This is a genomic window from Desulfofundulus salinus (assembly GCF_003627965.1).
In the GTDB taxonomy this organism is placed as follows: Bacteria; Bacillota; Desulfotomaculia; order Desulfotomaculales; family Desulfovirgulaceae; genus Desulfofundulus; species Desulfofundulus salinus.
The window spans coordinates 2,271,328-2,297,974 of sequence record NZ_RBWE01000001.1; the positions used below are offsets into that span (position 1 = coordinate 2,271,328).

The window sequence follows — 26,647 nt, forward strand, 5'->3', positions numbered from 1 at the left end:
CGTGCCGGGGTAAAATATTTTTGCCACTGCCCTAAAACGGCCTATTCATCTCTACTTCCGAACATCGCAATTGGCTCCTGGGGTGGGCACGGCGGTAGACTTCCTTTAACCTTTCCCTGGTGACGTGGGTGTAAATCTGGGTGGTGGACAGGCGCACGTGTCCCAGCAATTCCTGCACGGCCCGCAAATCGGCCCCATTGTCCAGCAAATGGGTGGCAAAGGAATGGCGCAGCACGTGGGGGCTCACCTGCCGATCCAGGCATATCTGGCGGACATATTTGTCGATAATTTTCCGGATGCCGCGCGCCGAAAGCCTCTCGCCCCGGTAATTGAGAAAGAGGGCTTCCCCGGAGCTTGCGGTTGCCAGAGCCGGCCGGCCGGCCAGGAGATAATTTTCCAGGGCCCGTACTGCAAACGCACCAACAGGCAGCAGACGCTCCCGGGCCCCCTTACCGGCCACCCGTATGGTGGCACGATCCAGATCCACATCATCCAGGCTCAAAGCCACCAGTTCCCCCACCCGCATGCCGCCGGCGTAAAGGGTTTCCAGCAGTGCCCGGTCCCGCCGGCCCAGGGGGGTGTCGTCGGGGGGTGCCTCAACCAGGGCCCGGCACTCATCGGCAAAGAGAAACCGGGGCAACTTCCGTTCAATTTTCGGGGAAGAAAGGTGGCTGGTAGGGCTAACCGGTAACACTTCTTCACGGGTTAGATAACGGAAAAAAGAACGCCAGGTGGCCAGCTTCCGGGCAATGGTGGCCCGGGAAAACCCCTGGGACTGCAGGTGGGCTAAAAAAGCCCGTAGCAATTGGCGATTGATGTCCTCGGGCAAAACCAGGTGGTCGGGTTTTCCCAGAGCCCGGGCAAAAAAATCCAGGCCCTGGAAGAGATCCCGCTGGTAGTTATCCAGCGTATGGGGGGAAGCGTTCTTTTCCAGCTGGAGATAGTAGATAAAGTTGTCTATGTACGGGTACAAACTGTTCACTCCTACTTGCCTGCCGTTCGCACGCGCTCTCCGGGTGCTGGGTCGCTTCGTGCAAAACGGCAACCATTTTTATCCTCTGCTGGTGGCGCTGAAAGCGTCATGGGTGTCTACTTCCTTCTTCCACCCTTCCAGCGTTTCCAGCGCCCGTTGGGCCAGGGCCAGGTTGCGCCTGCGCCGGTCCTTGATGTTTTCGTCCAGGGGAGGGAATAAACCGAAGTTGACATTCATGGGTTGAAAATGCTTCGGGTCCGCGCTGGTAATATAATGGGCCAGGGAACCGTGGGCCGTCTCTGGAGGAAAAACCACGGGCCGCCGGCCCCGGTAAAGCCGGGCTGCATTGATACCGGCCATCAACCCGGAAGCAGCCGACTCCACGTAGCCCTCCACCCCGGTCATCTGCCCGGCCAGGAAAAGCCCGGCCCGTTTTTTGCACTCAAAGGTAGGATAAAGCAGGATTGGCGAATTGACATAGGTGTTGCGGTGCATCACGCCGAACCGGACGAATTCCGCCTCTTCCAACCCCGGGATCATGCGGAAAACCCGTTTTTGTTCGTCCCACTTGAGGTGGGTTTGAAACCCCACCAGGTTATAAAGGGTACCGGCAGCGTTGTCCTGGCGCAGCTGGACTACCGCATAGGGCTGGCGGCCCGTGCGGGGGTCAATTAAACCAACGGGCTTTAAAGGCCCATAGCGCATGGCATCCTTTCCCCGCCGGGCCAGCACCTCGATGGGCAAACAGCCTTCAAAATTAATCTCCTTTTCAAACTCCTTACGGGGCGCCCTTTCGGCCGTGGCCAGGGCTTCCTGAAAACGCTCGTATTCCTCCCTGGTCATGGGGCAGTTGATGTACTCCCCTTCCCCCTTGCCGTAACGGGAGGAGCAAAAGACCCTGTCGAAATTGATGGAATCCCGGGTAACTATGGGCGCCACAGCATCGTAAAAATAAAGATACTCTATGCCGGTCAAATCCCGCAGGGACCTGGACATGGACTCCGAGGTCAGGGGACCGGTGGCCAGAACCACTATGCCTTCCTGCGGAATATCAGTAACTTCTTCGCGGAAAACCTCCACCAGGGGGTGGCTTTCCAGGATCTCCGTAACTGCCCGGGCAAAACCTTCCCGATCCACGGCCAGGGCACCCCCGGCCGGTACCCGGTATTTATCGGCACAGGCCATGATCAGGGAGTCCAGCCGGCGCATTTCCTCTTTTAACAGGCCTACGGCATTTTCCAGGGCCGCAGCCCTTAAGGAATTGCTGCACACCAGCTCGGCAAAAAAGCCGGTATGGTGGGCCGGGGTAAATTTTTGCGGACGCATCTCATAGAGTTTTACCGGTACATTCCGCCGGGCCAGCTGCCAGGCCGCTTCCGCGCCGGCCAGCCCGGCACCTATAACCGTTACTGCCTCGGCCATTAACTTCTTCCTCCAGTTCCTGGGTTTGCAGTGCGGCTTGATTTTGCTTCCACCGGTGACAGCAAAGCATTGCCGTGCCAGGACTCGAAAAAGGGCCCTTCTTCCACCAGTTCACTCCTGGCAGCCACATCCCGCGCGGCTTCACCGTCGGAACCGGCCTTTTTTTCCCTGCCGACCCGGTACCGGCACTGCTCATTGACACACTCCAGTTCCTCCTGTTCACCCCGTCCCCTTTTGATTACCAGAAGACCACCGCAGCGAGGGCATTTTTCGCCGGAGGGCTCATCCCAAACCACAAAATCGCAATCGGGGTAGCGGCTGCAACCGTAAAACTTGCGGCCCTTTTTACTGCGCCGCACCACCAGTTCCCCCTCACAATGGGGGCAGGGCACCCCGGTAGGCTCCAGCAGGGGCCGGGTGTTCCGGCACTCGGGAAAGCCGGGACAGGCCAGAAACTTCCCGTAACGGCCCATTTTGACCACCATATTGCGGCCGCACTGTTCGCAGATTTCCCCGGTAACCTCGTCGGACACGGTCACCTGACCGATTTCTTCTTCCGCCCGGGCCAGGGTTTCCTGGAAGGGGCCGTAAAAGTCCTGGATTACCCGCACCCAGTCCATTTCCCCTTCCTCTATACGGTCCAGGCTTTCCTCCATTTGAGCGGTAAACTCCACATCAATAATATCGGGAAAATGCTTTTTCAATAAATCTACCACCACCATCCCCAGCTCGGTAGGGACAAGCTGTTTTTTCTCCCGCACCACATATCCCCGCTTGATAATTGTTTCCAGAATGGGCGCATAGGTACTGGGACGGCCGATCCCTTTTTCCTCCAATGCTTTCACCAGGGTAGCATCGGTATAACGGGGGGGCGGCTGAGTAAAATGCTGTTTCGGCGTGAGGGATTTGACCTCCAGGGTCTCCCCCTCGGAAAAGGCGGGCAAAACCCCTTCCTCCTCTTTAGTTTCGTCATCCCGGGATTCCACATAAACCCGGGTAAACCCGGGGAATTTGACCACTGATCCGGTGGCCCGGAAAATGTAACGGCCTCCGGTAATATCAATGCTGGTGGTTTCAATAATGGCCGGGCTCATCTGGCTGGCCACAAAACGGGACCAGATTAATTTATAGAGCTTGTACTGATCCGGGGTGAGGTACTGTTTAATGGCCTCGGGTTCCCGGCTCACGGCGGTAGGGCGGATGGCTTCGTGGGCGTCCTGCGCCCGCCCCCTGGCCGCCACCTGCCGGGGCTTTTCCGGGACATACTCGGGGCCAAATTTTTCCTGAATGTAAGCCCGGGCGTCCATCTGGGCCTGCGTGGCCACCCTGGTGGAGTCGGTACGTATATAGGTAACCAGGCCCACGGGGCCCTCCTTACCCAGTTCCAGCCCCTCGTACAGTTGCTGGGCCACCATCATGGTTTTGCGGGCCGTGAAATTGAGCTTGCGGTAGGCCTCCTGCTGCAGGCTGCTGGTGGTAAAGGGCGGGGCCGGCTGCCGGCTTTTCTCCTTGCGGGTAATTTTTATGACCCGATAGGAGACACCCTTTAGCTCCTTTAAGATCTCCTCGATCTGCGCCTGGCTGGATATTTCTGTCTTTTTATCCCCAATCTTGTACAGTTTGGCCTCAAAGGGATCCTTTCCCCGGCGGGTAAATACGGCCGTTAAGGTCCAGTATTCTTCGGGAACAAAGGCATTAATCTCCTCTTCCCGGTCGCAGATCAGCCGCACCGCCACGGACTGCACCCGGCCGGCTGAAAGACCTTTCTTGACCTTGCGCCACAACAGGGGGCTCAGTTTATAACCGACCAGCCTGTCCAGTATCCGGCGGGCCTGCTGGGCATTCACCCGGTTGTAATCGATGGGCCGGGGTGCCTTCACGGCATTTTGCACGGCCTGCCTGGTTATTTCATTAAACTCAATGCGACAGGGCGCTTTCTCATCAATTTCCAGCACGTTGGCCAGATGCCAGGCAATGGCCTCCCCTTCCCGGTCGGGGTCGGAAGCCAGCAACACCCGGTCGGCCTTTTTTACCGCCGTCCTGAGCTCCTTAATGATTTCCCCCTTGCCTCTGATGGTAATGTACTTGGGCGTAAAACCGTGCTCCACGTCCACCCCGAACTGGCTTTTGGGCAGATCCCGCACGTGCCCCATGGAGGCTTTGATGGTATATTTTTTACCCAATAACTTGCCGATGCTTTTTGCTTTGGCAGGCGATTCCACAATAACCAGCGTTTTGGACAAAGAAGGCCACCTTCTTTTTTTTCCGGTTTAACCATTATATTAACCGCACGAATCTTTTTTAAAAATGTATGAAGACCCCGTGACTTTAGAACCGGGAGGGCTTTTCACGCCGGGCGTAGAGCCGGCCGGGAAACTGCCTGACCAGGCCCTTGACCTCCAAAAACATCAGGGCGGACAACACCTGTTGCGCGGCCAGGCCCGTATTTTCAATAATTATATCCACTGGCACGGGGTCACCAGATAGCATCCCGTAAACCGTTTCCTCCCCGGCAGTAAGCCCGGGCATTGCCGGGGACTGAAGATGCTTTCCCGGGAAAAGGCAGGTGATGCCCAGTTCCTCCAGGACATCCGCCGCGCTTTCCACCAGCCGGGCACCCTGCTTGATTAACTGATTGGGACCGCGGCTTTGCGGGCTGGTTACGGGGCCGGGCACGGCCATCACATCCCGCCCCTGGTCCAGGGCCAGGTCCGCCGTAATGAGGGCGCCGCTTTTTTCTGCGGCTTCCACCACCACCGTAGCCCGGGATAAACCGCTGATGATCCGGTTGCGTACCGGAAAGTGCCACGCCTCAGGGGGAGAACCGGGGGGAAACTCGCTGATCACCGCCCCGGCTTCGATAATGTCTTCCATTAGCCGCTTGTTTTCCCGGGGGTAAACCACATCGACGCCGCAACCCAGCACGGCCACCGTCCGTCCCCCGGCCGCCAGGGCCCCCCGGTGGGCAGCGCTGTCAATCCCCCGGGCCATGCCGCTCACCACGGTTACCCCCGCCCGGGCCAGTTCCCCGCCCAATTTCTCGGCCACAGTCACACCGTAGGGGGTGGGCCGCCGGGAACCTACGACGGCTACCGTCTGCCCACCGGGCGGGGGCAGGGTACCCCGGACAAAAAGACCGGGCGGGGGATCAAAAATGACCCGCAGCAACTGGGGATAGTCACTATCCTCAAAGGTGATATAGGTTATGTTTTGTTCCTGTAACCGGGCCAGCTCTTCCTGGAGATCCAGTTCAGAGCGGCGGCGCACCAGGTGTGCCGCCCCCCGGGGCTCAAAACCGCCCCTGGTGACCAGAGCTTCCCCGGAGGCCATCCAGGCTGCCTGGGGGGAACCAAACCGTTCCACCAGGTTCCAGATGCGCTTGGCACCACCGGGCAGGAGATACTGCCAGCCCATCCAGTAGATTTTCTCATCCACCATGCTCACCTCGGATTGAAAAGGCATTCGGGAAAGAAAGGTAAAACTCCTGCCCCAATGGGAAAAACTTTTTCTTAAATGCGGGTATGACCCATGGGCCCGGCCGCCATATCCAGAATGCCATCCAGACTTTGTTCCTGCACCAGGAGGTCTCTGAAAAGATCTCCGGTTTTCTTTAAGCGCTCAAAAATTGTATTTATGTTAAAGTCGGCCGGGTTCACGTTCAGGGCTTCAACCTCCGACCAGGTGAGAGGGGTTGAAACGGGGGCGCCGGGCAAAGGACGCAGGCTGTAAGGAAAGGCCATGGTTTTACCGCGACCGTTTTGCAAATAGTCCAGGTAAACCTTCCCCTTTCTTTTGGGCACTGTGCGTTCCAGGGTGGTCCGGGCGGGATAGGCCCGGTTGACCAGCTGGGCGATATACTCCATGGCCCGGGTGACATCCCGGAAGGGATATGCCGGCTGGATGGGGATAAACAGGTGCAAACCCCTGGCCCCGGATGTTTTGGCGAAAGCCTGGAGGCCAAACTCCGCCAGGGCCCGACGCACCAAAAGGGCCACCTGCAATACATCCCCGAAGGTCGCTCCTTCAGCCGGATCCAGGTCCATTACGGCAATATCCGGGCACTCAATATTGTCCCGTGTAGAGAGCCAGGCATGCACTTCAATGCAGGCCTGGTTGGCCAGCCAGAGCAAAGTAGCCAGATCGTTACAGATTATGTAATTTATTACCCTCTCCGAGTGGTGAACGGGAAAAGTTTCAATCCAGCCGGGCGCGTAATCCGGACATTCCTTCTGGTAAAAGGCTTCCCCGCTGATGCCGTCGGGATAGCGTTTCATGACCAGGGGGCGGTTATGAATATACGGCAGCAAAAAGGGAGCTATATCGCTGTAGTATTTTATTAAATGAGCCTTGGTTAAACCTTCTTCGGGCCAGAACAGCTTGTCCAGGTTGGTGAAAGAAAGGTTTTGTCCAAAAACCCTGATCATCTCCAGGTCCACGTTTTTTACCCCCCCCTCACCTTATTATGCTTTTTGAAAAATACTTTTAAAAGGCAGGGGTGGGGAATGAATGAGCAGAATGCCCCAAACAGACATCAGGCTGCATCATTTGATGCAGCCCTTTGCCGGTTTTTACTTTGGATTGGACCAGCAGAAGAAGCCATCCCCAAAGAACAGTAAGAGCAAAATCAGGAACAGGATAAAGGAAAAGTAGCCGCCGTAGGGATAGGAACCGCTCATCAAACCACCCCTTACTTTTAAATTGCTCCTTAAAGTAGGTTTACCTGGGGTTACCGCAGAAAAACCCATCTCCGAAGAATAGTAAGATCAGGATCAGGAACAAGATGAAAGAGTAGTTTGCTGGATAAGCACCGCCTAAACCATAACCCATTTGGAGTCCTCCCTTCAGTCTTTGGTACCATATTATGGAGCATTCCCGGCAGTGGTGACAGCGTAAAAAAATTTTTCTATTCAAAAAGGTAATGGCAATCCCTGGGTGATTTGTCAAGGCGCAATCCGCGGTAACTGCAATGCCGGAGCAGGCCGCCGGCGGTTAAGGTGAGATACTCCACGGCGCAAACCAGCACAGGTTCCACCGCAATGGTTCGCCGGGCCTCTACCGGCGGCAGGGCCAGAACGGGCCGGGGTATAACGAGGCGGGATAACAGTTCCAGCAGGTGTTCCTCCTCTTCCCGGTTGAACCCCGTACCCACCTTGCCCTGGTAAACAAGCTCCTCGCCCCGGTAGCCACCCAATAACAGGGCACCGAGACGCCGCCGGCCACGCCCCGCCTGGTAACCGCAGATGACCAGATCGGCCTCTTTGGTGTGGCGGAATTTGCGCCAGTAAGGGGAGCGCCGGCCGGGAAGGTAGGGGCTGTCCAGATGCTTGGCCATGACCCCTTCCAGACCCCGGGCAACGCAGGCGGCAGTAAAGGCCCGGCCTTGATGCAAAACAAATTCAGAAACCAGCACCTGGTCACCGGGCTTAATCATTTCCGCCAGGAGTTCCTTGCGGCGGCGTAAAGGTTCGTTCAAAAGGGAGCGGCCACCGGCATAAAGTACATCGAAAGCCATAAGAATGGCAGGGTGCCGGCGGGCCATACCCTTTATCTTGAGAGGATCTTCCAAACGTCCCCGGGCCTGCAGGGCGGCAAAAGAAGGCCGGCCATCCTGAAAAATAACGATTTCCCCGTCAATAATGGCCGGCTGCTTTTTAACACATTTATGGAGCTCCTCCAATTCCGGAAAGGTGGCCGTGATATCCCGCAAGTTGCGGGAGCGTAACAGCGTGCCGCCGTCCAGGTAGGCCAGCACGCGGTAACCGTCCCATTTAACTTCGTAGAGAAAATCGGGGCTGTCAAAGGGCCGGGATGATGTGGCCAGCATGGGCTTCAGGAGGGGCAGGGATACCTGTTCTTCCACCTGGCGCTCTACCCTTCCCCTGCCGCCTTCTTGCGCCCCCGGCGACGGCTTTTTTGCGGCTCCATTTCTCCCTCTCCCGGAGCTTCCCCGGCTGCTTGCCGGCCCCGTTCCCTTTTAGCCTTTTCGATGCTGGCCTTCAAGGCCTCCATCAGGTCCACCACCCTGGCCGCTTCCGGCCGGGTGGGCTCGGCCACCTGCCGGCCGGCCACCCGGGCCTGGATTAATTCCATAAGCGCATGACGGTATTCATCGGTATATTTCTCCGGGTCAAAGGAAGCCGTAAGGCTGTTGACTAAATTTACCGCCATCTGCAGTTCCTTTTCCGGCACCTCCACCCGGTAGTGCAATTCTTCAATGCCCCCGGCATCCCGTACCTCATCGGGATAAAACATGGTGCTCATGGACAACACACCCCTGGCCACCCGCAACACGGCCAGGCTCACCTTGCTGCGGATGGTCACCCGGGCCACGGCCACCCTGCCGCTTTCTTCCATGGCCCGCTTTAAAAGCTCGTAAACCTTTTCCCCACCGCCGGCGGGGGCCAGGTAGTAGGCTTTGTCGTAATAGATGGGGTCTATTTCCCCCAGTTCCACGAAATCCATGATTTCAATGTTGTGCCCGTCTCCCCCGGGCAAAGCGTCAAAATCTTCTTCCCGTAAAATAACATAGCGCCCCTTTTCATACTCATATCCCCGTACCAGTTCCTCCAGGGGAACTTCTTCTTCGCAGTAGGGACAATAGCGCCTGTACTGAATGGGGTTTTTGCACTTTTCGTGTAAATAGTTAAACTTTACATCCTTTTTTTCCGTAGCTGCGTACATTTTGACGGGCACGTAAACCAGGCCAAAACTAACCGCCCCTTTCCAGATCGGACGCAAACGCCGCCACCCCCAGACAAAAAATGTTGTTACCGGCCCGCTTTTAAGCTAGGATGGCCTTAATACCGACAAATTATGAAGTTATCCGGCGAGTCCTGCCGGACATGCAAACAGCAACGCGGTATGCCCTGGGAGTAAATATTCAGTAAAACCGTTATAACGAGGATGCGGCGCTGTCCGGAGCGAACGACTTGCGAAGCGCCGGTAACAGCACCCGGTGAAGCGAGGCCGCCGGCTCGGCTCTCGAGGACGCCAAACGAAAACAAATGGAAGAACACCTATTGGTGACACATCGGGCAGTTTAATTATGGTCGGGAGGTAACAGTGTCGATGGTAATCCGCAGAGAGCCAGAGCCGGCCCGAAGCGAACCGTGGTGCTGTCGGCGCGAAGCACTGGAGTGAGCAAGGACAGCGCCGCATCCAAGCGGATTCACTGAACATTTACCCCTGGGAATTTTTGAAAGCCCAAACGGTTATAATAGAAGTTACATATGTGTACCGGCAGGGGTGGTTTGATATGGATTTTTACCCTGATAGAGTAATATTTGAACAGGATGCCCTGGAATATCCTTTAGGTAAATCCCTCTGGGAATCATTTAAACGGGCCGACATTGAGGTGATTGTAACCCGTTCCCATAACAGAATAACTGGCATTCCCGGGAAAAATCCGCAAGAAGCCTACAGAGAAGCTAAGAGAACGCTGGTATTTGGCGTGAGGAGGACTCTTACCTTTCAAACCTGTAAACCGTCGGCCCATTACCAGCTGCCATTGACCACTTCCTGCCCCGGAAAGTGTGAGTACTGTTATTTGCTCGGCAGCCTGCCCAATAAGCCCTACATCAGGGCTTATGTCAACATCGAAGAAATTTTAGAGAAAGCCAGGGACTATATCGTCCAAAGACAACCTGAAGTAACTATATTTGAAGGATCCGCCACCTCCGACCCGGTCCCTGTGGAAAAATACACCGGGGCACTGGCCAAAACCATTCTCTTTTTTGCCATCCAGGATTTTAGCCGTTTTCGCTTTGCCACCAAATTCACTGAGATTGACTCACTTTTAATCTTAAAACACAACGGGCATACAACAGTTCGTTTTAGCGTAAATACTACCAGAATAATAAAATCCTTTGAACATGGGACGCCGAAGCTGGAACAGCGATTAAAGGCAGCCAGAAAAGTTATAGAGGCTGGTTATCCCACGGGGTTCATCATTGCTCCCATCATAGCCTACCCCGGCTGGGAAACGGACTACATAGATTTATTAAAAGCAATTAGGGAGTCCCTCCCCGACTCCCAGGTGTTGTCTTTTGAATTTATCACCCACCGGTTTACCGTACGGGCAAAAAACAGAATAAAAACGCTGTTCCCCAATACCGTTTTACCCATGAATGAAGAAAACAGAAAGTTCAAGTTCGGCCAGTTCGGTTACGGGAAATATGTTTACGCCCCGCAGTTAATGCACCGTTTAAAGGAAACCCTCGTTTCGAAAACAGAGGAACTGTTTCCCGGGGCAAAGATCGATTACTTCGTCTAACCCGAAACGTAAGTGTTCAGTCAACCCGCTTAAGGAACGGCGTTGTCCCGCTCACTCCCTGGCTTCCGCGTAAGATGCGCACCGCGGCTCGCTTCGGACCGCCCAGCAAACAAAAGGGCGGCAGGCCGTCCCGCCAAATACGGCCGGGAATGGCCGCCGCCCGCTATATTTTTCTGGAAGTGCTAAATAAATTTTTTACTTACCTTTTCCCCATTGTAAGAGAATAGCACCTTTTTATTATCGATGACCGTCTCCAGGTGCACCGGCCGCCCCCAGAGGCGGTATACGTAAGGTAAAGTCTTTTCCAGATAAAACACATCCAGCTCCAGGCCCTCGTAACAGTGTTTCAAGTATAAATCGCCCCGTTTATTGAAATCCCCGTCTTCCACCACGATATAGGGGTAGCCGCCGTTGGTCAGGCTGGAAAGGATGCCGTCTTTGACCTTTTCCCAGTCTTTGTCCGATACCTTCCAATCGTAGCCCATCTTTTTGTAAAGATAAAGATCCATTTCCTCTATTAGTTCTTTGGTCAGGTAGTTCCTCAGGAAGGAAATATCATTTTCCTGTTCCCGCACCTCGAAGATCTTCTGCCTTCCCTCACCGCCGGAGCGGTTGTATTTTTTCCTCTCTTCCCCGGTGGGCTCGTTCCAGCGCCTTTCAATGTCTTCAAAAATTTTCAACCCCAGGTGATAGGGATTCAGGCGCACCCGGGAAGGTTGAATTACCCCGGCATGCATTTTGGCGAACTCTACCGCTTCTGCCTCAGTAAGATCTATTTCCCGCATAATGCGCAGGTGCCAGTAGGTGGCCCAGCCTTCGTTCATAATTTTTGTTTCTAACTGGGGCCAGAAATAAAGCATTTCCTGACGGATTACGGATATAATGTCCCGCTGCCAGTCGTCCAGATCCCGGGCATGTTCCATAATAAATAGTAACAGGTCTTTTTCCGGCTCCGGGGGAAACTTCCTGGGTTTCTCACAATGTCCGGCGCATTTGGGCTCATCGAGCTCCCACAGTTCATCATAGGGGGTTTCCTCCCGGTGTCGTTTTCCGCAATTCCTGCCCTGGCCGCAGGCACAGGACCCTTCTTCCTTTTCCTGCTTTTTCTTTTCCCGGCCGGCCTTTATGAAATGATAGGGGTCTACATGTTCCTGGATGGAAATCACCGCATCCAGAAAGGCTTCTACCCTGTCCTTGCCGTACTTAAGCTCGTAACCGCGGAATCTCTCGGCCGCACTGGCCATGGACTCCACCATATTGCGGTTGGTATGCTCGAAGTAGACGTTGTTTTTAAAAAAGTCGCAGTGGGCCAGAACGTGGGCTATCACCAGCTTGTTCTGGACCAGGGAATTGCCTTCCAGGAGAAAGGCGTAGCAGGGGTTGGAGTTTATTACCATTTCGTAGATGCGGCTCAGGTTGTAATCATACTGGGTCTTCATTTTATGATAGGCCTTGCCAAAGGTCCAGTGGGAGAAACGGGTGGGCATGCCGTAAGCCCCAAAGGTATAGATGATATCCGCCGGGCAGATTTCAAAATACATATCATAAAAGTCCAGACCAAATTCCCGGGCCTTGGCGGTGATTATTTCCACGGCTTCCGAAAGCTTGCGCAGCTCTTCTTTGGTCACATTAATCAACCTCCAGTTTTCCCTGGTGCCAAAGAAATGTTCTTGTTTATATAGATTATGTGGGAAGCCGGGGCGAATTGTCTTTAAACTCAAAAAGTCCCGGGACTCTGAAAAATAGTTCTTACCGGGGCTAAATTTTCCTGATCACTCCTCCTGTTTTCCTGGAGACTCAGGTTCAACACAAGCCACCATGTTTTTCCCTTCCTTTTTTGCCTTATACATGGCCCTGTCAGCTTGAGCTATCAGGTCACTTACACTGGCAGTTCCCCTGCCGCTATATTCCGTAGCCCCAATACTGGCCGTGACAACCACGTCCATTTCTGGCAATAACCTCTGCCCTGCTATCTGGGATCTTATACGCTCCAGGGCAATCTGCGATCTATTCAGGCTGGTATCCGGCAGCATAATTATAAATTCCTCTCCACCGTACCGAACCACCTTATCCGCAGCCCGCAAAGCCTTCTTTATGATGCCGGCCGCAGCAATTAAAACCTGGTCACCCGCATGGTGGCCGAACCGGTCGTTTATCACTTTAAAATCATCAAGATCCAGCATGGCAACCACCAGCGGCTTTCCCTTCCTCTGAGCTTCTCTAAGGAGCTGGTTCAATAACGGGTATAAAGCGAGCCTGTTATACAATCCTGTAAGCGGGTCGTGTTCTATCCTGTCTTTAAGCTGCAGAAGAAAACTATCAATGACAACCAGTATTTGAGCCAGGAATTCCGTAGCGCGATCTATGTATATCCACTGGACGGGATCGCTATCCCGGCGGATGCCCATTACCTCTCGAAGTGCCCTGGTGTGGATATCCAGAATATTTGCCGCCTGAACATGTTTCTCATCCAGGCTGTGTGTCAGGTCCTGATAGGCTTCCACGAGTACTCCTTCGGTTCCACCCTCACACACATATCGTTCAAGGTAATTTTTATAAGTATTGTAAAAGGCCTCTGAAGCCAACTCAGGTGCACCTCCTCCCCACCAGTACGCTGGCATCGTCTTCCGGAACACCATATTTCTCCATTATCGTAACCGCCAGGTATAGGCCATCCTGTCGCCACAGATGTCCGTCACCCCGGTCGGGCACAAAGCTACGCCTTATCCCATCAGAACATACTATTACAAGAGCATAATCATCAATCCTTACATTCCGGATAACCGGCACAAGCCTCCGCCCTCCCACCACCCCGGGCTGCCCCGGCAAAAACTCCAACCTTTTATCACCAATCATCCAGCCCCTTATGTTCCCCACCATGATATAACTTAGAGTCGCATTGTCCAGGGTACCGAGGAAGAGGGTACATCCCCGGATTCTGGCAGCGACCCTTTCGATATCACCATACACACCCGGCAGGTCTTCTCTACGCTCTTCCAGAACTCTGTGCAGCCCTTCCGCACAGCGATGAGCTTCTTCACCGTGCCCCAGCACATCCACTACTGAAATATAAAGCTTATCATTTCCTTTATATGCATAACAAAGGTCCCCGCCCACTGGATAGCCCGTCCGCGGCCTCCAGCACGACCAGACCTCCCAGCCGTGGCCGGACGCTGTGGCCTGTTTAAAGAAAGTCAAAATGCACGCCTCCTCTTCTCCGTAATAACCACCGTCCCCTTACCCACTTCGGAATGAATGGCGAAGGAATCCATCAGACGTTTTACTCCCGAAAGGCCTATACCGAGACTGCGCTCCCACGTGGTATAGCCCCGCGTCAAGACCAGCTCGATATCAGGGATACCGGGGCCGCGGTCGGCGGCAATTACTTCAATGCCCGGACTGTCCCTGTCCTCCAGCCGCTTTCTTATCATTATCCTGCCCTGCCTGGCGTACCGGTAGATATTCCGGGCCAGCTCCGAAACCGCAGTGGCTATCCTGGTAACATCGGCCAGGGAAAAGCCGATCTCCTGGGCCAGTTGTTTGGCCATCTGCCGTGCTACGGCAATGTCTTCCTCTCGAGTAATGCGGACCACTATATCGAATTCCTGCGCCGGGTCCTCAATTATGGAGGTTATTTTTTCCTCATACACCTTTATCCCTCTCCTGGAAAGAGCCGGCCAGTACCAGGGCATGTTCCAGATTCCGCGCCACCGCGACCTCCTGCAGCGTGACACCCATCTGGGCCAGAGTCAAAGCTACAGGGGGTTGAATGCCGCACAATACAGTGCGGCACCCCATAAGGCGGGCCATAGCAGCCGTTTCAGAAAGGGTGTATGATATATAGCTATCAATCACTTCCACCATCCTTACATCCAGTATAACCGCCCTGGCCCTCGTCCGCTCGATTTCCTTCAAAAGCTGCTGCTGCAGCCGTCCTACCGTTCTGTCGTCCAGGTCGATCTGGATGGGCACCAGCAGGTAGCCATCCACCTGCATAATGGGCACAACCCTGTCCTCAAAGCTCATCATCTTCACCGCTTTCTTCCAGCCTACCGCCCGCCAGGCTTAGGGCAAGCTGCCTGCGCCTCTTCCTTTCTTCCATGGTTATGGCTATCCCGCGGCGGAGAGCATCCTCCAGGTCCCTGGCGACTGTAACCATCTGGAAGTCTACTCCCAGTTTGACAAGGGTATGGGCAACCTCCGGCTTGATACCGGTAAGAATGACCTCGGCACCCAGGAACTTTATGGCGTTAAACATCTCCATAAGAAATCCCCCGACCACCGTATCGATCATGGGGACACCCGTAACATCCACCAGCACCACTTTCGCCCTGACGGAACTCACCCTGTTCAGCAATCTCTCCGCGATATTCTGGGCACGCTGGCCATCCAGGTTCCCAATCATGGCTACCAGTAAAATATCCGTCCATATACGGATTATCGGGGTGGCCAGCTCCGAAAGCATCTGGCGGAGCTGCATTAAAATATGCTCATTTTCGCGCCGCATCTCCCCGGAAACCTTCAATGCGGCCCGGAGTATATCAACAGCGGGAAAAGAAGCATGTTCTGCAATATGCAGTATTTTCGACCCTACTTCTTCTTCACCCAGCTCTTCAATTAAAGACCGCAGGGCTTCAAATAAGCCGTCTGCTGCTTTTTTGCTCAACGCTTCCTCCATAACCCGGCACCACAGGTCTTTTTGCCTGCCGTCTGTCGTGAGGCCATTGACGATTTCCGTCACCTTAATAGCATCCATCAATACTTCCCTCCATAGCCTGTAGCCTGAAGACCATTTTTTGCTATTTCGACATAATTCCTTGTTTTCCTGCCGGAAGCTCCCGCAGGAGCTGCCCTTTCAAAACGCCTTCATTAATGAGAAAACTGCAGGGAAAAACCCTGACTTCCCTGCAGCTACGTTCCTCTCCTGCAACCCGGCCTTCATGATTACTTCTAACTCAATTAAACCACTGTCTGAAGTTACCGTCAAGAATAACGCCGCCGTTCATTAACGCCGTTCTACGCCCCGCCCGGAGAAACACAACCGTCACCAACCTGATAACCGCCAGTTTAATCCTGCACCAGAACGCCGGGGTTGTTCCGGCAGACGACCAGGCACGCCTCCACCACCTGCGGGTCGTAAAGGATGCCGCTGTTCCGGCTGATTTCTTCCAGGGCGGCCTCCATACCCAGGGCGGCCCGGTAGGGCCGGTGCGAAGCCATGGATTCCACCACGTCGGCAACACCCAGAATCCGGGCCTCGGGAATGATGGCCTCTCCCCGCAGCCCGTCCGGGTAACCGCTCCCGTCCATTCTCTCGTGGTGCTGCAGCAGTGCCTGCGATACCGGCCAGGGAAACTCTATCCCCTTCAGCACCTCGAACCCCAGCACCGGGTGCAACCTGATCAGCTGCATCTCCGGTTCCGTCAGCCGGCGCGGTGCGGTGAGGATCTCTGCCGGGATGGCCATCTTCCCTATATCATGCAGCAACGCGGCGAGCCGGAGACCCTCCACCCGGTCTTCCGGCCACCCCATCTCCCGGGCGATGGCGCAGGCCAGCCGGGCCACCCGCATCTGGTGGCCGGCTGTGTACGGGTCCCGTAGCTCCAGCATCCTGCTGAGAGCCTCTACCGTACCGTACAGCATCTGCCGGAGCCGGACGACCGTTTCGTCCAGCTTTCTTTCCAGGCGCAGCCGCTTGATCCCAAGGGCAATGTCGCCTGCAATTTCGGCGAGAAAGGCCATTTCTTCGGGGTCAAAAGCGTCCGGCAGGTGGGAATAAACATTAAGGATTCCCACAACTTCGCCCTCGTGCACCAGGGGAACAGCCGCGCTTGACGCATAGCCACGGCGTACCGCTTCCTCGCGCCAGGGCGTATGCTGCGGGTCGCAACATATATCCCGTACCACTACGGGCTCGCCCGTTCTGATGGCTGCGCCGGTCGGTCCGGGATCCGTCTGGCTGTCGTCCCAGGTAACCTTTACTGAACGCAGGTAGCCGTTCTCAAAACCGCTGTGGGCAATGGGCGTCACGCCAAATGTCTCTTTCTCGGCAAGACCAATCCAGGCAAACCTGATAAATTCGAGCCCGGCGAGAAGCTCGCAAATGCGCTTGAACAGCTCGCTCTCCTCGCGAACCTCAAGAAGGAGATGATTTACTTCTCTGGTAATCAGAATATGGGCCTTAAGCCAGTTAGTATCCGGGGCTGTCCCGGAATTTTTCTCCGGACTTTGAGCTGGGACAACCCTTTCCTCGCTGTTCACTCCAACCTTCACTCCCATGGGTATGTCTAATGCTCTCAACTGGATGAATGCACAGGCAACAGTGTATCAGCCGGGTTTTGATATGACACAGTTAAGTATAGATTACACGGAAATACATCAAGCATCAGGGAAACTATACTGGGAAATTGCCTGACGAATGAAAATCAGGGGGGAAAAAAGGTGGGGAACGCAGGTAGATACAGGGGAGGATATGTGTCGGAGCAATCAAAATGAGGTTTAACCGGGTATTCCTTACCCCCCCCCTCCTCCCGAACGCATGTTCTAAAGCTAAGTTTCTTTTTCATCTGTACCATGGAAACCACCCAAATCCCTATCATAAAAAATTTTTGCGCAAATAATGATTCCCTGCAGGAAACTAAAGACCCCTTATTTAGTCCCCGGCCTTCACCGGGCCTGCTTTCCCGGAGGCAACATTTTTACCCGGGCTTTATTCGACAAAAGAAATGCTTTTCCTTCACGATGCTCCGCATTTTCCCACTTCTTTTTCAAATCAGGTCTTGCCGGAACCAGATTTTTTTGTTAAGATTGGGTTAAGGGAATTTTGTATACAAGTATACAAAATGCGGGGGAGCGGAAAATGATGCCCTACCTGGTGACCTGGCTCGAAGGGGAAGAGGTGTGCTGGCGCTTTGTGGACGAAGATGAGCTGGCGGAGATCTGGGAAATGGAAAAGCATTTCATAGTTACCAAACTCAACCCGGCTGTATAAAAAGAAGAATGCAACCACCTGCCCGGCAGTGGCATGGTAACATTTACCTGAATCCGGCTGAAATTATAAGGGGAGCGCACCTTGCGTTCCCCTTGTTTTTTGTCATCCAGCACGACAGCGAATAGTGCCGGGTTAGCAGGAAGCGCATCCATCGTCTTCCTTTATTTTTAAGTAACCAATATAACCGTAGACCCGTAATATATAACCGCCGGGAAAAGAAACGCCGGACACGGTAAACCTGCTCCAGGATGAGCCCGGACGTCAGTAAAGCGGCCGTTTTGTTGCCCTAAAATTTCCATAAGGAGGGGAACGCCGAAGTGAAGGCTCTACCGCTGTCCGAACTGTCCATTGGCCAATGGGGACGGGTGGTGTCTTTAAAAGCACGGGGCATGACCAGATGCCGGTTGCTGGACCTGGGCCTGGTTCCCGAAACGCCGGTCCAGGCGGTAAGGCGTAGCCCGCTGGGCGACCCGATCGCTTACCGCATCCGGGGAGCATTAATTGCCCTGCGCCGGGAAGAAGCCGGCCAGGTGCTGGTGACACCCTACTGCCGGCGCGATGAAGGCAGCACAACTCACCTTTGCAAACTGCCCGGGCGGCGGCCTACTTTTCCCGCAGTTCCTGTGCTCCGGCCCTACCGCCGCCTCCTCTGGCTTGTGCGAAGCCCTTGAAAAACCGCGGTACACCATCCGCATCCTCTGCCACAGCACAAGTAGTGAGGTGTTTGTATGCCCCTTGCAACCGAACTGCGCGAAAGGTTTAACATCCACCCGGACCCCGACGCTGCCGTAATTGCCCTGGCTGGCAACCCCAATACCGGCAAAAGCACCATTTTTAACGCCCTGACCGGGTTGAAACAGCACACGGGCAACTGGCCGGGCAAGACGGTGCTCCAGGCACAGGGCACATTTCATTTCGGCGGCAAAAAGTACATCCTGGTGGACCTGCCGGGAACCTATTCCCTGCTGGCAAACTCGGCCGAAGAAATGGTCGCCCGGAACTTTTTATGCTTTGCCCGGCCGGACGCTACAGTGGTAGTCACCGACGCCACCTGTCTGGAAAGAAATTTAAATCTCGCTTTACAGGTGATGGAAATTACCAGCAAGGTAATTGTTTGCGTTAACTTTATTGATGAGGCGCGCAGGAAAAACATTTTTATTGATGTCGATTGCCTGGCCCGGGAACTGGGTGTACCCGTGGTAGCCACGGCTGCCAGGAGCGGCCTGGGCCTTACGGAATTAAAGACCGGGATCGACGCCGTGGTGCGGGGACAAATAGTGACCAGCCCCCGCCGGCTGATTTACGATCCCGATATCGAAGAGGCCGTGGCACGGCTGGAAGATAAAATACCCGGGGAAATCAAGGAGTGGATCAACGCCCGCTGGCTGGCGTTAAGAATAATTGATCACGACCGGAGCACTCTCGATAATATAAGGCAATACTTTAAGGTACCGGAATGGGGTGTTTTGCGTGAGCGGTATAAATACTGCCCCACCTGAAGCCGGGCCCGGCGTGGTGAATGAAGCCCATCAGATTGAGATACGGGACCGCATCGTCAAAACAATTTACCGGGAGGCGGAAGCCATCGCCGCCCGGGTGGTCAGGCAAACCGGTCCCCACAGGGATTGGGAACATAAAGTGGACGACATCCTCACTTCCCGCCTGCTGGGCTTCCCGGTCATGTTTCTGCTCCTGGGGCTGGTTTTCTGGATAACCCTTGTGGGAGCCAGTTATCCCTCACAGGCACTGGCAAACGCCCTGTTTTGGGGGGAGGAACGGCTTTCGGAAGTCTTTGTGTGTCTGGACGCTCCACCCTGGCTGCACGGGCTGGTGGTCACGGGCGTCTACCGCACCGCGGCCTGGGTGGTCTCAGTGATGCTGCCCCCCATGGCCATCTTTTTCCCCATTTTTAGCCTGCTGGAGGATCTGGGTTATTTACCACGGGTGGCCTTTAACCTGGACCGTTTGTTTAAGATGGCCGGCGCCCACGGCAAGCAGGCGCTGACCATGAGCATGGGTTTTGGGTGCAATGCAGCAGGGGTAATGGCCTGCCGTATTATTGAATCTCCCCGGGAAAGATTGATCGCCATCCTGACCAATAACTTCGTCCCCTGCAACGGCCGTTTTCCCACCCTGATAGCCCTGGCCTCCATATTCGTTGGCCCGGCGGCAGCCCCGGGTTTCAGCTCTCTGGCCGCTTCCTTTACCGTAGTGGGGCTTATTCTGGCGGGGATACTGATTACCCTGCTTACCTCGTGGCTGCTTTCAAGAACCATCTTGAAAGGGGTGCCCACCACCTTTACGCTGGAACTGCCGCCACTGCGCCTGCCCCAGGTGGGCCGGGTGCTGGTCCGCTCCGTACTGGACCGCACGCTCTTCGTCCTGGCCCGGGCCGTGACTGTAGCCGCCCCGGCGGGCGCTGTGGTGTGGATCCTGGCCAACATCAGCTTCGAAGGACAGAGCCTGCTTGCCCGGGGAGCAGGTTTGCTGGAACCCTTCGGGCGAGCCCTGGGTTTGGACGGCTTCATCCTGCTGGCCTTCATCCTGGGCCTGCCGGCCAATGAAATTGTCCTGCCCATTCTCCTTATGGGCTACTTATCCGCTGGAACTATGGTGGAAGTGGACAGCCTAATCGTTCTGCAAAACATTCTGGTTCACGGACACGGCTGGACGTGGTTGACCGCATTGTGCACCATGCTCTTTTCCCTGCTGCACTTTCCCTGCGGCACCACGCTGTTCACCATTCAGCGGGAAACAAAAAGCATCAGGTGGGCGGTTTGGGCGGCGGTCATTCCCCTGGCCGTTGCCGGCCTGGTTTGCTTTGCAGTGGCACAGACGGTGCAGGCGCTGGGGCTGGTATAACTTCACAAACAGTGTTACGATGGGTCCAGGTAGAGGTAGTTTTTCCCTCGTTCCTTTGCCTGATAGCAGGCTTGATCCGCCCTTGCAAGCAGCGAGTCGACAGAATCGTTTTTTTTCGCCTGGGCCACCCCCAGGCTTGCCGTAATCCGGCGGTGCGGGAAAGGGTTAATCTCAATAGATTTACGTATTCTTTCTGCCACTTTCGCAGCATCTCCCCCTTTTGTCCCCGGGAGAACGATTATAAACTCTTCGCCCCCGTAACGGCACGCAATATCCGTAGTCCTGATGGAGTTTTTTATTAACTCTGCCGTCTTCTGCAGCACCACATCGCCGGCCAGGTGCCCGAAAGTGTCGTTATAAACCTTGAAGTCATCTATGTCCAGGAAAATAACCGACAGGTGGTAACCGTACCTCGCTGCCCTCTGAAGTTCGGTAGCCAGTACATCCCGCAGAACGCGCCTGTTAAGAAAACCGGTCAAAAAGTCAGTTTCGGCTTCTCTTTCCAGGCGGCGTATGAGAGTCGCATTGGCCAGGGCTACCGCGGCGAAGTTTATATATATCTGCAGGTTTTTACTGCCGTTGTCACCCAGGGAAACAGGGGCCGCTATACCCAATAACCCGACAATTCCCAGAGCAGTCCAGAGGGGATAAACCATGATTTCAGTTCCGGGAGCAGCATCTGTACCGGTAAAGCCCGGTAAAACCTTCAGCTCCTCAATACTCAAAGACGACGGCTCAACTTTTGAAAAAATCCGCTCAATCAACGGATGAACCAGTGGCCATTCCTTCCCGATCAACAGGTTGCCACGCACACCTTTGCCCTGCGCGACCCTGATTTTATCACCTTCCCTGAGGCCGACAAAACATAAATCGGCTTGATAAATTATGATCAACGAATTCGTTATGAGTTCCAGAACCCTGTCCAGTTCGACGATCGAGGTCATAAGGCGGCTGATCTCGTAGATGCTGTTCAGCTCCAGCCTCCGTAAACCTAACAGGTTCCTTTCCAGAATGGCGTTAAAAACCTCATTGATCGTCCGGTAAACGTTATGTGCTTTCGTGATGAAAGCAATTTCTTCCTCGCGTTCCATCAGGGTTGTATGCCCGGCAGGAGCAACTATGAGATACCCTATCTTCTGGGCATAGCTGCCCAGACGGTACGCGCAAAGCTTAAGTCCATAAGGACAGGTGAGCATGTCTTTATCTTCTGTCGAACCGCAGGCAGACCTGTAAAAATCGATACATTTTTCATTACGGAGCTCCCTCCCCTTATTTACCTCCTGGCATAATTCAGCCGGCAAACTGAACCGGGAAAAAGGATCACCGTTCGCATCAAAGATGTAGACATTTGCATTCATGGCCCTGGCCAGCGTATCTTGAAAATCCTGCCAGTACCTTACCGAAATATTAAGTAAAAGGTTTGGATGCATTCAGTAAACACCTCATTTTAGCATATCTGCTTTGTCCAATCTACCGAGGATATTTATCCCCTCTGGGGCAATCTCATACTCCCTCAGGGACTTGTCGTGGTCGCTTCCACGGGCTTTCAAGATTCCAAGAACTTTTCTGATGCTGGAGTTATCCTCCACGTACCGCAGTATGATTATATTATCGGTAATCAGGGATAATTGCGCTCTGGATACTATAAGAGGCGAAAAGAGGTCTTCGTTGAGCACCGTAAAAATAGTGGTGACGTGCCGCTTCCTGAGGTGTTGTCCTATCGCCCAGAGATAATCCCTGTACTTTTGTATATCGGTAACGCTGCTTTCAAAGGAGGAGATGCTGTCGATGACAAACCTCTCCACCTTTTTTTCCCTGATCATGTCCAGTATCTCAAAAGCGTGTTTATCTACGTCCAGTTCTATGGGGGAAATAAACTTGATCTCCAGCTGGCCCTCTGCCAGATATCTATCTATCTCCCAGCCCAGACAGCGGGCAGTATTCTGAAGTTGAACCGCAGGCTCTTCAAAAGAAAGGAATATCCCCTTTTCGCCTTTCTCAGCCCCTTCCAGTAAGAACTTTAGGGCAAACATCGTCTTGCCCGTACCTGTGGCACCGGAGATGAGTGTGATAGTTCCTTCCAGTAACCCACCGCACAACATTTCGTCCAGTCCACAGATCCCGAATTCCTTTCGCCCCAGCTTGACATCGTACCGGAGTTCTTCACCCTCCGGTCTCATCCTTGGGTACACTTCTATCCCCACAGGACCAATTTGAAACAAATGTTCCCCATATTGAAAACTGGTTCCCCTCATTTTCAGAATACGCATATACCTTTTTTGAAATCGCTTTTCTTCCTGTCCGTAAAGGTGAAAAATCCCATCGGCGATGGCAAACTCGCTCAGACGCGTCAGCTCCTGTTCTTCGTACTCGCCGACGAGAAACGCAGTGATCTCCCATATCGAAAGAACGGCAGCCAGCTCAAAAACAAAGGCCCTGAAGGTCTTCTCGTCCGGGAAGAGGTCCCTTATAACCTTGACACTATCGATTACAACTATGTTTGGCAAATGTTCTTTGATCATTTGAGTCAGGTAGTCCAGGCCCCTGCTCGCACCTTGTTTGCGCAGGACCTCCCCAAGATCCCCGTAAATAACCCTGTCCCCCAGCAAATCATCTGAGAAAAACTCAAAATCCTGGAGATGCCTCACCATCTTCAACTGTGATTCCGATATAGTGGTCAGGTATAGACTTTTGAGGCCGTTCCTGGCATTATTAAATATAATATGCTGGACGAATATCGTCTTTCCACTGCCCGGAGAACCGGAAACGATATTCAATGAATAAGCAGGTATGCCGCCACCAAGAATATAATCAAGATTTTTTATGCCCGTTATCAACCTCTCCATCTCTCATTCCCCCCTGGAAGCAGAAAGATCCCCGGCAAATTCCTCGTCCAGCTTCTTTCTAATCTCTTCCGCTCTTTCATGCCCGAGAAGCCTGGCCAGGATTTCTACATACCTGGTGATAAACTTCATAAACATGTCTTCGACCGGCAGGTCCGGGTTTTCCTCCAACCTGGCCGCCATCTTCGCGCACGATATCCCATTTTGATCGTACTGCAGGAGTTCTATTTCCTTGTATTCCAGCGAAACCTCCCATACGACCCTTTCCACCAGAAGATTCACGGAAAACGTCCCAAGGTACTTGGACGACGCGGTCCACATTTCTCTCAGCAAAGTTTCATAGTGCCCGATCCGTTTTTCGATGATTTCGCTCACAACAGCCCCCTCCATTTCAGCTAAAAGCTATCGCTCCAGTATGAACAAGGCCCGGTTTCCCGGTTAGTTATTTCGCAAGTGCTTAACACCTCCAGGAATATCATCAGTGATCCGGTAGAGTTCAGGATCTATTCCCTCAGGCACGACCCGGCAGCAAAACACTTCCACCAGCTGCGGGTCGAATTGAGTACCAGCACAGCGGAAGAGCTCCTCTGAGGCCATTTCTTTAGACATCCTGGGCCGGTAAACCCGATCCGAAGTCATGGCATCAAAACTATCAGCCACGGCCAGAATTCGCGCCCCCAGGGGAATGGCCTCACCCCCCAATCCTTCCGGATACCCGCAACCGTCATATCTTTCGTGATGGTAAAGGGCCATAAGGCTGATGGCTTTCATCCCCGGTATGGCCGAAAGGATTTCATAACTATAAACAGGGTGCTTTTTTATTTCCTCCCACTCCGCGGCTGTCAGTTTGCCCGGCTTATGCAGGATAGCACTGGAAATGCCCAGCTTTCCTATGTCGTGGAGCAACCCGGCCAGGTATATACGATTCTGTTCCTTTTCAGGCATACCCAATTTCTTCGCGAGCGCAGCAGCATAGGCAGCCACGCGCCAGGAATGATTGGAAGAAACCTTAAACCGGACCTCATGTAATTTCATCAACGCCCGGGCAGCATGGATAAATGTGGATTTCATGGAAGCACCTCAACGTATTTATTCTAAAAATTTCTTTAGAAAATGAAAAGCCGCAGGGAGAAAAATTTTACGCTTCCCTGCGGCTTCCCTTCTCCCCTTGCAACCCAGCCGTCATGGTTCCCCGCGGGGAACTTTAGACCTGTGGCTTTGCGTCCCCGGCTTTCGCCGGGTTTGCCCTCCGGAAAGTTGCGACTTTTCAAGAGGTATTTCAACATTTTTTCAAGATGTATTTCAACATTACCGTTAACTTTTCCTCCTGATTAAGGTGATTTTCGGTAATATCAACGGCATCCTCATCCTGAGAAAACCGTTCCAACGGCCCGGTAATAAAGGGCCGGTTCTGGGAAAACTCAAGCCTGAGTTGCTTCCTGGCCGTGCTCCGGCCAACCCCATTACACCGAATCCGCGCGGACCCGCATGAACGGGGTGTGAGAGGAGGGGGTTAGCCGCCCCCTCCTGCTCGATATCCTAAAAGCTCTTGCGTTAATCAATCCCCGCCGGCGGTCGGGGCACCTACATACGGAAGCGTACGGCTAACCTGTCCAGTTCGCCAGCCAGCGCGGTAAGCTCTTCGGTAGAGGCAGAGACTTCCTCCATTGCCGACGTCTGCTCTTCTGTTGTCCCGACAACGTTCTGCACGCCAGCCGACATTTCTTCCGCAGCGGCGGCCACCTCCTGGACCTGCCGCGCAACATCCTCGATGGCAAGGTTGATGGCCTTGATATTAGCCCCAACCTCGTTGATCACCCTGCTTCCCTCCGTGACCTCCGCCGCCCCGGCAGCCATAACTTCGACCGCCTTCCTGGACTCATTCTGGATCGTGGTGATCAGTTCGTAGATCTCCTTGGCGGCGCTGGCCGACTGCTCGGCCAGCTTACGGACTTCCTCGGCGACGACGGCGAAGCCGCGGCCCTGTTCCCCAGCACGGGCGGCTTCGATGGCAGCGTTCAGGGCCAGCAGGTTCGTCTGGTCGGCGATCTGGGTGATCAAGTCTACTATCTGGGTAATCTGGCCCGCGGTCTGGTTGAGAGCATTGATGGCGGAAGAAACGTTGGCGCTTGCCTGCTCAATGGCCTTCATCTGCCCGATAACCCGCTCGACACCCCTGGCACCTTCAGCGGCCCGGGCCGCAGCCTGTTCAGCCGCCGCTGAAACCTTCTGCACATTTTCGGTTACCTGTTCGACGGTCGAGGCCATTTCGCTCATGGTGGCGGCCGTTTCGTTCGCCCCGGCGGCGGTCTGCTCGGCCTGGGTGGCGAGCTGGGAGGCCGAGTCGGCCACCTGCTTGGACGTTTGGACTACCTGGCCAATGATCTCGCGCAAGTTTGTGCGCATGCGGTTGAAAGCCTCCGCCAAACGGGCAATCTCGTCCCGGGTGCGCACCACCAGTTCCTCGCCCGTGAGGTCACCTTCAGCGATACGGCCCGCTTCGCGGACGGTGGCCAGAATCGGACGGGTGATCATGCGAGTTATAAACACTGCCATGAGGAGCCCGGCGACCAGGGCAAGGACGCCCATAAGGATGACCAGAGAGCGGCCACGGGCGGCATAGGCCTGCATGTTATTCACGGCGTCCCCGGTCTTTTGTTCATTTTCCATAATCAGTTCGACCAGAATCTTTTCAACGTCGTCGGCATACGAAGCGACGCTTAGTGCTACGGCAACTGCTTCCTGAAACTTACCTTCCTTGGCCAGAGGAATTGCATAGACGGCAATCTGCCGGTCGTATTCAGTGACCTCGGCGAGCACTGTTTTCAATTTGGGCCGGGCCTGGGCAGTACAGTTATTTAGTCGTTTCCCCAGAAGGGTCTTCGTGTTCTCGATATCCTTTTGGTATTCGTTTAAGTATTTCTCGTCGCCATAGAGAAGGTAAGCCCGCAGATCTCTTGATGCTTCCTTGAAGGCGTCGGCGATCTGGTAGTCAAGACTGAGGCGTACCACCTGCTGATCGACATTGGCGGCATTCGAGATCGTATTCCCCATTATGAGCGACGACTGTATTGCCACGGCAGCCATGAAAAGAAGCAGCAAAACGAAACCGCCGCCGATTTTCATCCCAATAGACATTCTCATTTCAAGATCCCCCTTTGTATTAAGTTCAAGCAATTGAACTCAGATTGATGACAAATCACATCGTGCCCGGCCTATTGACGATGCCCTGCAGAATGTCGCCGTTAACGCCCACCACCTCGGGCGTCTTCAGTTCGTTTTCA

General features: G+C 54.2%; 25 protein-coding genes and 1 riboswitch. Of the genes, 6 read left to right on the forward strand and 19 right to left on the reverse strand.

All coding sequences use genetic code 11. The features are described from left to right. Positions 1-31 precede the first annotated feature (31 nt). From xerC to ligD (D7024_RS11645), 5 genes are all read right to left on the reverse strand, one after another. Complete coding sequence (xerC, locus tag D7024_RS11625; protein ID WP_121451953.1) at positions 32-973, reverse strand: tyrosine recombinase XerC; 942 nt, start codon at positions 971-973, stop codon at positions 32-34. A 78-nt stretch (positions 974-1,051) separates the two neighbouring features. Next, positions 1,052-2,395 carry an FADH(2)-oxidizing methylenetetrahydrofolate--tRNA-(uracil(54)-C(5))-methyltransferase TrmFO gene (trmFO, locus tag D7024_RS11630; protein WP_121451954.1) on the reverse strand — a complete coding sequence of 448 codons (1,344 nt, stop codon included), beginning with the start codon at positions 2,393-2,395 and terminating at the stop codon, positions 1,052-1,054. After that, positions 2,395-4,638, reverse strand: a complete 2,244-nt coding sequence (gene topA / locus D7024_RS11635) for a type I DNA topoisomerase (RefSeq protein WP_121451955.1) — start codon at positions 4,636-4,638, stop codon at positions 2,395-2,397. Before topA ends, trmFO begins: the two co-directional genes overlap by 1 nt. Before the next feature lie 85 nt (positions 4,639-4,723). Further along, positions 4,724-5,833 carry a DNA-processing protein DprA gene (gene dprA / locus D7024_RS11640; protein WP_121452560.1) on the reverse strand — a complete coding sequence of 370 codons (1,110 nt, stop codon included), beginning with the start codon at positions 5,831-5,833 and terminating at the stop codon, positions 4,724-4,726. A gap of 71 nt (positions 5,834-5,904) precedes the next feature. Continuing rightward, positions 5,905-6,831 carry a non-homologous end-joining DNA ligase gene (gene ligD / locus D7024_RS11645; protein WP_121451956.1) on the reverse strand — a complete coding sequence of 309 codons (927 nt, stop codon included), beginning with the start codon at positions 6,829-6,831 and terminating at the stop codon, positions 5,905-5,907. Between the two features lie 70 nt (positions 6,832-6,901). Here ligD (D7024_RS11645) and D7024_RS15005 point away from each other — a divergent pair, with 70 nt between their 5' ends. Then, a complete protein-coding gene (locus tag D7024_RS15005) occupies positions 6,902-7,045 on the forward strand; it encodes a hypothetical protein (RefSeq protein WP_207666930.1) in 144 nt (47 codons plus the stop codon). Between the two features lie 253 nt (positions 7,046-7,298). Here the strand turns inward: D7024_RS15005 and ligD (D7024_RS11650) are convergent, their stop codons facing one another. After that, a complete protein-coding gene (gene ligD, locus D7024_RS11650; RefSeq protein ID WP_121451957.1) occupies positions 7,299-8,255 on the reverse strand; it encodes a non-homologous end-joining DNA ligase in 957 nt (318 codons plus the stop codon). Between the two features lie 8 nt (positions 8,256-8,263). Then, the gene (ku, locus tag D7024_RS11655; RefSeq protein WP_121451958.1) at positions 8,264-9,133 is read right to left on the reverse strand and encodes a non-homologous end joining protein Ku; all 870 of its coding nucleotides are present in this window, start codon (positions 9,131-9,133) and stop codon (positions 8,264-8,266) included. Between the two features lie 517 nt (positions 9,134-9,650). On the opposite strand from ku, the gene splB reads away from it, so the two are divergent. Continuing rightward, complete coding sequence (splB, locus tag D7024_RS11660) at positions 9,651-10,667, forward strand: spore photoproduct lyase (RefSeq protein ID WP_121451959.1); 1,017 nt, start codon at positions 9,651-9,653, stop codon at positions 10,665-10,667. Between the two features lie 182 nt (positions 10,668-10,849). On the opposite strand, the gene D7024_RS11665 is transcribed toward splB, so the two are convergent. The 7 genes from D7024_RS11665 to D7024_RS11695 all read right to left on the reverse strand — a co-directional run bounded on the left by D7024_RS11665 (position 10,850) and on the right by D7024_RS11695 (position 16,928). Continuing rightward, a complete protein-coding gene (locus tag D7024_RS11665) occupies positions 10,850-12,304 on the reverse strand; it encodes a SpoVR family protein (RefSeq protein WP_435374061.1) in 1,455 nt (484 codons plus the stop codon). Positions 12,305-12,439: 135 nt separating this feature from the next. After that, entirely contained in the window at positions 12,440-13,252 is an 813-nt protein-coding gene (locus tag D7024_RS11670; RefSeq protein ID WP_121451961.1) for a GGDEF domain-containing protein, read from the reverse strand. A gap of 1 nt (position 13,253) precedes the next feature. Next, positions 13,254-13,865, reverse strand: a complete 612-nt coding sequence (locus tag D7024_RS11675) for a PP2C family serine/threonine-protein phosphatase (protein ID WP_121451962.1) — start codon at positions 13,863-13,865, stop codon at positions 13,254-13,256. Next, positions 13,862-14,317, reverse strand: coding sequence for an anti-sigma regulatory factor (locus D7024_RS11680; protein ID WP_243113769.1), 456 nt, complete (start codon positions 14,315-14,317; stop codon positions 13,862-13,864). The genes D7024_RS11675 and D7024_RS11680 overlap by 4 nt, the downstream gene beginning before the upstream one ends. Beyond that, complete coding sequence (locus tag D7024_RS11685) at positions 14,310-14,696, reverse strand: STAS domain-containing protein (protein WP_243113770.1); 387 nt, start codon at positions 14,694-14,696, stop codon at positions 14,310-14,312. The genes D7024_RS11680 and D7024_RS11685 overlap by 8 nt, the downstream gene beginning before the upstream one ends. After that, positions 14,683-15,423 (reverse strand): STAS domain-containing protein, encoded by a 741-nt coding sequence (locus tag D7024_RS11690; RefSeq protein ID WP_121451965.1) that lies wholly within the window; start codon positions 15,421-15,423, stop codon positions 14,683-14,685. Before D7024_RS11690 ends, D7024_RS11685 begins: the two co-directional genes overlap by 14 nt. A gap of 311 nt (positions 15,424-15,734) precedes the next feature. Then, positions 15,735-16,928, reverse strand: a complete 1,194-nt coding sequence (locus tag D7024_RS11695; RefSeq protein ID WP_165859354.1) for an HD domain-containing phosphohydrolase — start codon at positions 16,926-16,928, stop codon at positions 15,735-15,737. Between the two features lie 598 nt (positions 16,929-17,526). Here D7024_RS11695 and D7024_RS15440 point away from each other — a divergent pair. From D7024_RS15440 to D7024_RS11710, 4 genes are all read left to right on the forward strand, one after another. Then, entirely contained in the window at positions 17,527-17,658 is a 132-nt protein-coding gene (locus tag D7024_RS15440) for a hypothetical protein (RefSeq protein WP_279221004.1), read from the forward strand. A gap of 317 nt (positions 17,659-17,975) precedes the next feature. Beyond that, entirely contained in the window at positions 17,976-18,329 is a 354-nt protein-coding gene (locus D7024_RS15520; RefSeq protein ID WP_341466983.1) for a FeoA family protein, read from the forward strand. Between the two features lie 57 nt (positions 18,330-18,386). Beyond that, on the forward strand, positions 18,387-19,157 hold the full coding sequence (locus D7024_RS11705; RefSeq protein ID WP_121451967.1) for a FeoB small GTPase domain-containing protein: 771 nt from the start codon (positions 18,387-18,389) through the stop codon (positions 19,155-19,157). Then, positions 19,129-20,520: a nucleoside recognition domain-containing protein gene (locus D7024_RS11710; protein ID WP_121451968.1), complete on the forward strand. Its 1,392-nt coding sequence runs from the start codon at positions 19,129-19,131 to the stop codon at positions 20,518-20,520. The genes D7024_RS11705 and D7024_RS11710 overlap by 29 nt, the downstream gene beginning before the upstream one ends. A 14-nt stretch (positions 20,521-20,534) precedes the next feature. Here D7024_RS11710 and D7024_RS11715 read toward each other — a convergent pair whose 3' ends face one another. The 5 genes from D7024_RS11715 to D7024_RS11735 all read right to left on the reverse strand — a co-directional run bounded on the left by D7024_RS11715 (position 20,535) and on the right by D7024_RS11735 (position 26,507). Then, positions 20,535-21,950: a sensor domain-containing diguanylate cyclase gene (locus tag D7024_RS11715; protein WP_121451969.1), complete on the reverse strand. Its 1,416-nt coding sequence runs from the start codon at positions 21,948-21,950 to the stop codon at positions 20,535-20,537. Between the two features lie 12 nt (positions 21,951-21,962). Continuing rightward, positions 21,963-23,366, reverse strand: coding sequence for a DUF7125 family protein (locus tag D7024_RS11720; RefSeq protein ID WP_121451970.1), 1,404 nt, complete (start codon positions 23,364-23,366; stop codon positions 21,963-21,965). A 3-nt stretch (positions 23,367-23,369) separates the two neighbouring features. Next, positions 23,370-23,738: a hypothetical protein gene (locus D7024_RS11725; protein ID WP_121451971.1), complete on the reverse strand. Its 369-nt coding sequence runs from the start codon at positions 23,736-23,738 to the stop codon at positions 23,370-23,372. A gap of 63 nt (positions 23,739-23,801) precedes the next feature. Then, the gene (locus tag D7024_RS11730) at positions 23,802-24,434 is read right to left on the reverse strand and encodes an HD-GYP domain-containing protein (protein ID WP_121451972.1); all 633 of its coding nucleotides are present in this window, start codon (positions 24,432-24,434) and stop codon (positions 23,802-23,804) included. Between the two features lie 95 nt (positions 24,435-24,529). Continuing rightward, positions 24,530-24,620, reverse strand: a riboswitch (cyclic di-GMP riboswitch). A 327-nt stretch (positions 24,621-24,947) separates the two neighbouring features. After that, on the reverse strand, positions 24,948-26,507 hold the full coding sequence (locus tag D7024_RS11735; RefSeq protein ID WP_121451973.1) for a methyl-accepting chemotaxis protein: 1,560 nt from the start codon (positions 26,505-26,507) through the stop codon (positions 24,948-24,950). Positions 26,508-26,647: the final 140 nt, after the last annotated feature.

Excerpts from the sequence above, each read along its gene's own strand:
- trmFO (WP_121451954.1), bottom strand. The coding sequence starts at position 2,395 with ATGGCCGAGGCAGTAACGGTTATAGGTGCCGGGCTGGCCGGCGCGGAA.
- dprA (WP_121452560.1), bottom strand. The coding sequence starts at position 5,833 with ATGGTGGATGAGAAAATCTACTGGATGGGCTGGCAGTATCTCCTGCCC.
- D7024_RS15005 (WP_207666930.1), top strand. The coding sequence starts at position 6,902 with ATGAGCAGAATGCCCCAAACAGACATCAGGCTGCATCATTTGATGCAG.
- splB (WP_121451959.1), top strand. The coding sequence starts at position 9,651 with ATGGATTTTTACCCTGATAGAGTAATATTTGAACAGGATGCCCTGGAA.
- D7024_RS11685 (WP_243113770.1), bottom strand. The coding sequence starts at position 14,696 with ATGATGAGCTTTGAGGACAGGGTTGTGCCCATTATGCAGGTGGATGGC.
- D7024_RS11690 (WP_121451965.1), bottom strand. The coding sequence starts at position 15,423 with ATGGATGCTATTAAGGTGACGGAAATCGTCAATGGCCTCACGACAGAC.
- D7024_RS15440 (WP_279221004.1), top strand. The coding sequence starts at position 17,527 with ATGATGCCCTACCTGGTGACCTGGCTCGAAGGGGAAGAGGTGTGCTGG.
- D7024_RS11705 (WP_121451967.1), top strand. The coding sequence starts at position 18,387 with ATGCCCCTTGCAACCGAACTGCGCGAAAGGTTTAACATCCACCCGGAC.
- D7024_RS11715 (WP_121451969.1), bottom strand. The coding sequence starts at position 21,950 with ATGCATCCAAACCTTTTACTTAATATTTCGGTAAGGTACTGGCAGGAT.
- D7024_RS11720 (WP_121451970.1), bottom strand. The coding sequence starts at position 23,366 with ATGGAGAGGTTGATAACGGGCATAAAAAATCTTGATTATATTCTTGGT.
- D7024_RS11730 (WP_121451972.1), bottom strand. The coding sequence starts at position 24,434 with ATGAAATCCACATTTATCCATGCTGCCCGGGCGTTGATGAAATTACAT.
- D7024_RS11735 (WP_121451973.1), bottom strand. The coding sequence starts at position 26,507 with ATGAGAATGTCTATTGGGATGAAAATCGGCGGCGGTTTCGTTTTGCTG.